The sequence below is a fragment of the Candidatus Symbiopectobacterium sp. genome (genome assembly GCF_020054415.1).
Lineage (GTDB): Bacteria > Pseudomonadota > Gammaproteobacteria > Enterobacterales > Enterobacteriaceae > Symbiopectobacterium.
On the sequence record NZ_JAHWCO010000377.1, the window covers coordinates 1 to 4,942 of the forward strand.

At 49.6% G+C, this 4,942-nt stretch carries 6 protein-coding genes and 1 pseudogene; all 7 read left to right on the forward strand.

All coding sequences use genetic code 11. The features are described from left to right. Positions 1-116 precede the first annotated feature (116 nt). Positions 117-317, forward strand: a complete 201-nt coding sequence (locus tag QZ506_RS11130) for a hypothetical protein (RefSeq protein WP_291971091.1) — start codon at positions 117-119, stop codon at positions 315-317. Between the two features lie 249 nt (positions 318-566). Beyond that, positions 567-1,577, forward strand: a complete 1,011-nt coding sequence (locus QZ506_RS11135) for a sulfate ABC transporter substrate-binding protein (protein ID WP_291971092.1) — start codon at positions 567-569, stop codon at positions 1,575-1,577. Between the two features lie 96 nt (positions 1,578-1,673). Continuing rightward, entirely contained in the window at positions 1,674-2,486 is an 813-nt protein-coding gene (cysT, locus tag QZ506_RS11140) for a sulfate ABC transporter permease subunit CysT (RefSeq protein ID WP_291971094.1), read from the forward strand. A gap of 10 nt (positions 2,487-2,496) precedes the next feature. Next, complete coding sequence (cysW, locus tag QZ506_RS11145) at positions 2,497-3,381, forward strand: sulfate ABC transporter permease subunit CysW (protein ID WP_291971096.1); 885 nt, start codon at positions 2,497-2,499, stop codon at positions 3,379-3,381. After that, positions 3,371-4,099, forward strand: a pseudogene (locus QZ506_RS11150) (sulfate/molybdate ABC transporter ATP-binding protein); the annotation flags it as partial. The gene cysW and the pseudogene QZ506_RS11150, both read left to right, overlap by 11 nt. Positions 4,100-4,183: 84 nt before the next feature. Further along, a complete protein-coding gene (locus tag QZ506_RS21595; RefSeq protein WP_367273009.1) occupies positions 4,184-4,363 on the forward strand; it encodes a TOBE-like domain-containing protein in 180 nt (59 codons plus the stop codon). A gap of 290 nt (positions 4,364-4,653) precedes the next feature. Beyond that, positions 4,654-4,942, forward strand: a 289-nt coding sequence (locus tag QZ506_RS11155; protein WP_291971100.1) for a transposase, incomplete at its 3' end; no start/stop codon positions are given.

Genomic DNA, 4,942 nt, shown 5'->3' on the forward strand with positions numbered 1-4,942 from the left:
CAGCCCAGTGAAACAACGGCTCCTCGCAACGTAAAATCATGCAGTTAGGCCTCATGAGAAAAGTGTACACCTGAGATGACAAGCATTTTCAACCAAAACTGGCATGGAAAAACAGCATGATTACCTATTATTCAACAAAGCCCAAACAATGGCATATGCACATTTTGCCCCAAATCACCTACTGGATGCTGTTAAATTTAATCCATTATCTACACTGGAGTAAGACAGAAGAAGATCCACAAATTGCCCCAAACATGGACGCAGTGCGCAGTAAAGTCACGCAATTAAACGCTATTATCGCTTTGTTTTTTAAGTAATTTATTGTTTTTAAATCATTTTAAAAGGGGCCGATTGCCCCTTTTTGCTGTCTGCGAGTCGGCAATCTTCTTAGATTTAAAAAACTGAATAGGCTCAAAGAATATAACGCGAGAGCATAAATTATCGCGAAACAATATTTTTGCCACCACCCCCCTATCCTCTATTGTCACTCCATGTTGTGAGCACATTGCCCGCACCACGCCAAACACACTACACAAATTACGAAAAATGTTGAGGGAGTGATAATGATGTCAATACGTCGTCTGGGAGTATCTCTTGCGGCAGCAACGGTATTATTTGTGGGCGCTGCGTCTGCGGCAACGGAATTGTTGAACGTGTCTTATGACCCAACGCGTGAGCTGTATCAGGAGTATAACGCTGCCTTCATTAAGCACTGGAAAGAAACCACGGGTGAAACACTTTCCATTAAAAACTCCCACGGTGGCTCCGGCAAACAGGCGCGTTCGGTCATCGATGGTTTGCAGGCGGACGTGGTGACGCTGGCGCTGGCGGGCGATATCGATGCCCTGAATCTCAATCAGCCGCTGATCGATCCCAAGTGGCAGGCACGCCTGCCGGATAACAGTACGCCTTACACTTCTACCATCGTGTTCCTGGTGCGAAAAGGTAACCCGAAAAACATCAAGGACTGGGGCGATCTAGTGAAACCGGGCGTAGAAGTGATCACACCTAACCCGAAAACCTCCGGCGGTGCGCGTTGGAACTTCCTGGCGGCCTGGGCTTATGCCAAGCATCTGCCGGGTGGAAGTGATGAAAGCGCACTGAAATTTGTGACTGAACTTTATCTCCATGCGCCGGTATTAGATACCGGTGCGCGCGGCGCCACTATCAGTTTCGTACAACGAAAACTGGGCGATGTGTTGCTGGCGTGGGAAAACGAAGCCTATCTTTCACTGAAAGAGCAAGGCGGCGATCAGTTGGAAATCGTCACGCCGTCGCTGTCTATTCTGGCAGAGCCGCCGGTTGCCGTTGTGGACAAAGTGGTTGAGCGCAAAGGCACACAAAAACAGGCTGAAGCCTACCTGAAATACCTTTACAGCGACGATGCGCAGCGCATTATCGGTAAGAACTTCTACCGCCCGCGCAATGCCAATATTGCTGAAGAATTCAAAGGTCAATTCGCACCGGTGAAACTGGTGACCATCGATGAAGAGTTTGGCGGCTGGACCAAAGTGCAGGACCAATACTTTAACGATGGTGGCGTTTTTTACAAAATTTTCAATGAAATCAATAAATAATTTTTAAAACGCCTACTTGCTGGCCGCTACGTTGATAGCGGCTTTGCCATGTGGATGGGCTGGTTCACTGAACTATTGCATTAAGAAAGGCTTGGTATGTCACGACGCATTTCTCCCGTCATTCCTGGTTTTGGCCTCACCTTAGGGTTTAGCCTCAGCTACTTGAGTTTGATTGTGTTGATCCCGTTGGCGGGCATGTTTGTCTACGCCAGTCAGTTTACACTTACGCAATTCTGGACGTTGATCACCAGTCGTCAGGTGTTGTTTTCGCTGCAACTCTCTTTTGGCACGGCGCTGGCGGCGGCTTTTGTCAATGGCATTCTGGGAACCTTACTGGCCTGGGTGTTGGTGCGCTATCAGTTTCCGGGGCGCAAAGTGATCGATGCCATGATCGACATGCCTTTTGCGCTGCCTGCTGCGGTGGCAGGGATTGTACTTACGGCGCTGTATGCGCCAAATGGGCTGATTGGAGGACTGTTTCCTTTCAAGATTGCCTACACCAGCCTAGGTATCACGCTGGCGTTGATCTTTGTCACACTGCCCTTTGTGGTAAGAACGCTACAACCGGTGCTGGCTGATATTCCTCGGGAAGTGGAAGAAGCGGCAGCCTGTCTGGGGGCAAAACCGGTTCAGGTGTTTTGGCATGTATTGCTGCCCGCTCTGCTGCCCGCCTGGCTGACGGGTTTTGCACTGGCGTTTGCACGCGGAGTAGGGGAGTACGGCTCGGTGGTGTTCATTGCAGGCAATATTCCCTTTAAAACTGAAATACTGCCTCTGCTGATCGTCTCCAAGCTCGATCAGTATGACTACAAAGGTGCCACCGGTATCGGCGTATTTATGCTGTTGGTCTCTTTCATTATGTTGCTGCTGATTAACCTGTTGCTGCGTCGTATTCAGCCCAAACTGTAAGGCGGTGACAATGGAACAAATAATTGCTACCGCAGCGCGTACTCCCAAGAGAAAAAAACGTGCAACGACCTATTACGTGCTGGTGACGCTGGCTTGGCTGGTGTTTCTTCTGGTTCTGGTATTGCCGCTATTGATGGTACTGACGCAGGGATTGGCGAAAGGCGTAGGGGCGTTTTGGCAGGCGATTTCGGAACCGGATGCGATTTCAGCGCTGAAACTGACGCTACTGGCGACGGCTATCTCTGTACCGCTTAATGTGGTGTTCGGATTGGCGACCGCCTGGAGCGTGACTAAATTTGAATTTCGCGGCAAAAGCTTGCTGTTAGCACTGATTGACTTGCCCTTCTCTGTATCTCCGGTGGTAGTGGGGTTGATGTATGTGCTGCTGTTTGGCGCACAAAGCTATTTTTACCCTTTCCTGACCGCGCACCATCTTGAAATTGTTTATGCCGTGCCGGGTATCGTTCTGGCAACCATTTTTGTCACCTTGCCCTATGTGGCGCGCGAGCTGATTCCTTTGATGGAACAGCAGGGCACTCAGGGGGAGGAGGCTGCCCGTTTGCTAGGTGCCAACGGCTGGCAGATGTTCTGGTATATCACGCTGCCCAATGTGAAATGGGCGTTGATTTACGGTGTGGTGCTCTGTACGGCGCGTGCCATGGGTGAGTTTGGTGCGGTGTCCGTGGTCTCTGGCCATATTCGTGGTTTGACCAACACCTTACCGTTGCACATTGAGATCCTTTACAACGAATACAACATTGTAGCGGCCTTTAGCGTGGCGATTTTGTTGCTGCTGATGTCGTTAGTGGTATTGCTGCTGCGCCAATGGAGCGAAGGGCGTTTGGCAAAACAGGTTGAGAAACACCAACAGGAGCTAGCTCAAAATGAGCATTGATATTCGTAATATAAACAAACAGTTTGGACAGTTACGGGCCTTGAATGAAATTAATCTGTCAATCAACAGCGGCGAGCTGGTGGCTCTGCTGGGGCCATCAGGCTGTGGCAAAACGACCTTGTTGCGTATTATTGCTGGTTTGGAAAAGTCGGATAGCGGGCAGATTGTTTTTCACGGTGAAGATGTGTCGGTGCACGATGTGCGCGATCGCAATATTGGCTTTGTGTTCCAGCACTATGCGCTGTTTCGCCATATGACCGTGTTTGACAACGTGGCGTTTGGGCTGCGTATGAAACCGCGCAGTATCCGCCCTTCCAAGCGCGATATTGAAGCGAAAGTGCACGAGTTGCTAAACATGGTGCAGTTAGACTGGCTGGCAGATCGTTATCCAGAACAGCTCTCTGGCGGACAACGCCAGCGTATTGCGCTTGCACGCGCGCTGATTGTTGAGCCGCGTATTTTGCTGCTGGATGAGCCCTTTGGTGCGCTGGATGCTAAAGTGCGTAAAGAGCTGCGCCGCTGGCTGTCACGTTTACACGAGAACATCAATCTGACATCGGTGTTTGTGACGCACGATCAGGAAGAAGCGATGGAAGTTGCCGATCGCATTGTGCTGATGAATAAAGGTGTTATTGAGCAGATCGGCTCACCTGCTGAGGTGTATAACCATCCGGCCAGCGAGTTTGTTTATCACTTCCTTGGTGACAGCAACCGCCTGAAAGTGGCGCACAGCGATAAACCGATCCTGTTCCGTCCCCATGAAGTGGCGATTTCTGCGGAGGTGCAAGACGGATTTCAGCCGGTGGTGGTGCGGGATATCCGTCCATTGGGGGCATTGACTCGCCTGTCGTTGAAAGTCGAAGGTGAGCCCGAACTGATTGAAGTCGAAGTCGCACAAGACGACATCAACTTTAACGGCTTGAAGCGTGGTGATGTTATCCAGTTCAAACCCAAAGTGTATAACCACGATTGGGAAATCTAAACGACGGCTACGGTTTCAAAAAATACTACAAGGTTCATAAAAAAACGCCCGCCATCGCGGGCATTCAGACTGATGACAAAGCTGTTTCATCCTCGACGAAAGCTAGGGCTTTCTACCAGAAGGAACGCGTTTCATCTGCAAGAGATTCCCGCCTGCGCGGGAATGACTCTTTTAGGTGGGTTTTTCATTCAAATCGTTTGACAGTAAAATTAACGGGCTTTGTTGAATAAATAGAACTTTTGGGTAATCATCGGAGCAGATCACCACAGTTGTTTCAAAATCAGGTCTCCATGGCAAAACAAAATTTTAAAATCACCAACTGGCCCTCTTATAACAAGGCCCTCAAGCAGCGTGGTTCTCTAACCGTATGGCTAGATGAATCAGCCATTGCTGCGTGGACGGAAAAAAACACTACTGAACGGCGTGGACGACCGCTCTACTACTCAGATATGGCCATTACCACAGTCCTGATGATGAAACGCGTGTTTGGCCTTTCATTGAGGGCTTTACAGGGCTTTGTTGACTCGATTTTTAAACTGATTAAATTGTCGCTGCATTGTCCAGACTATTCGCTGCTCA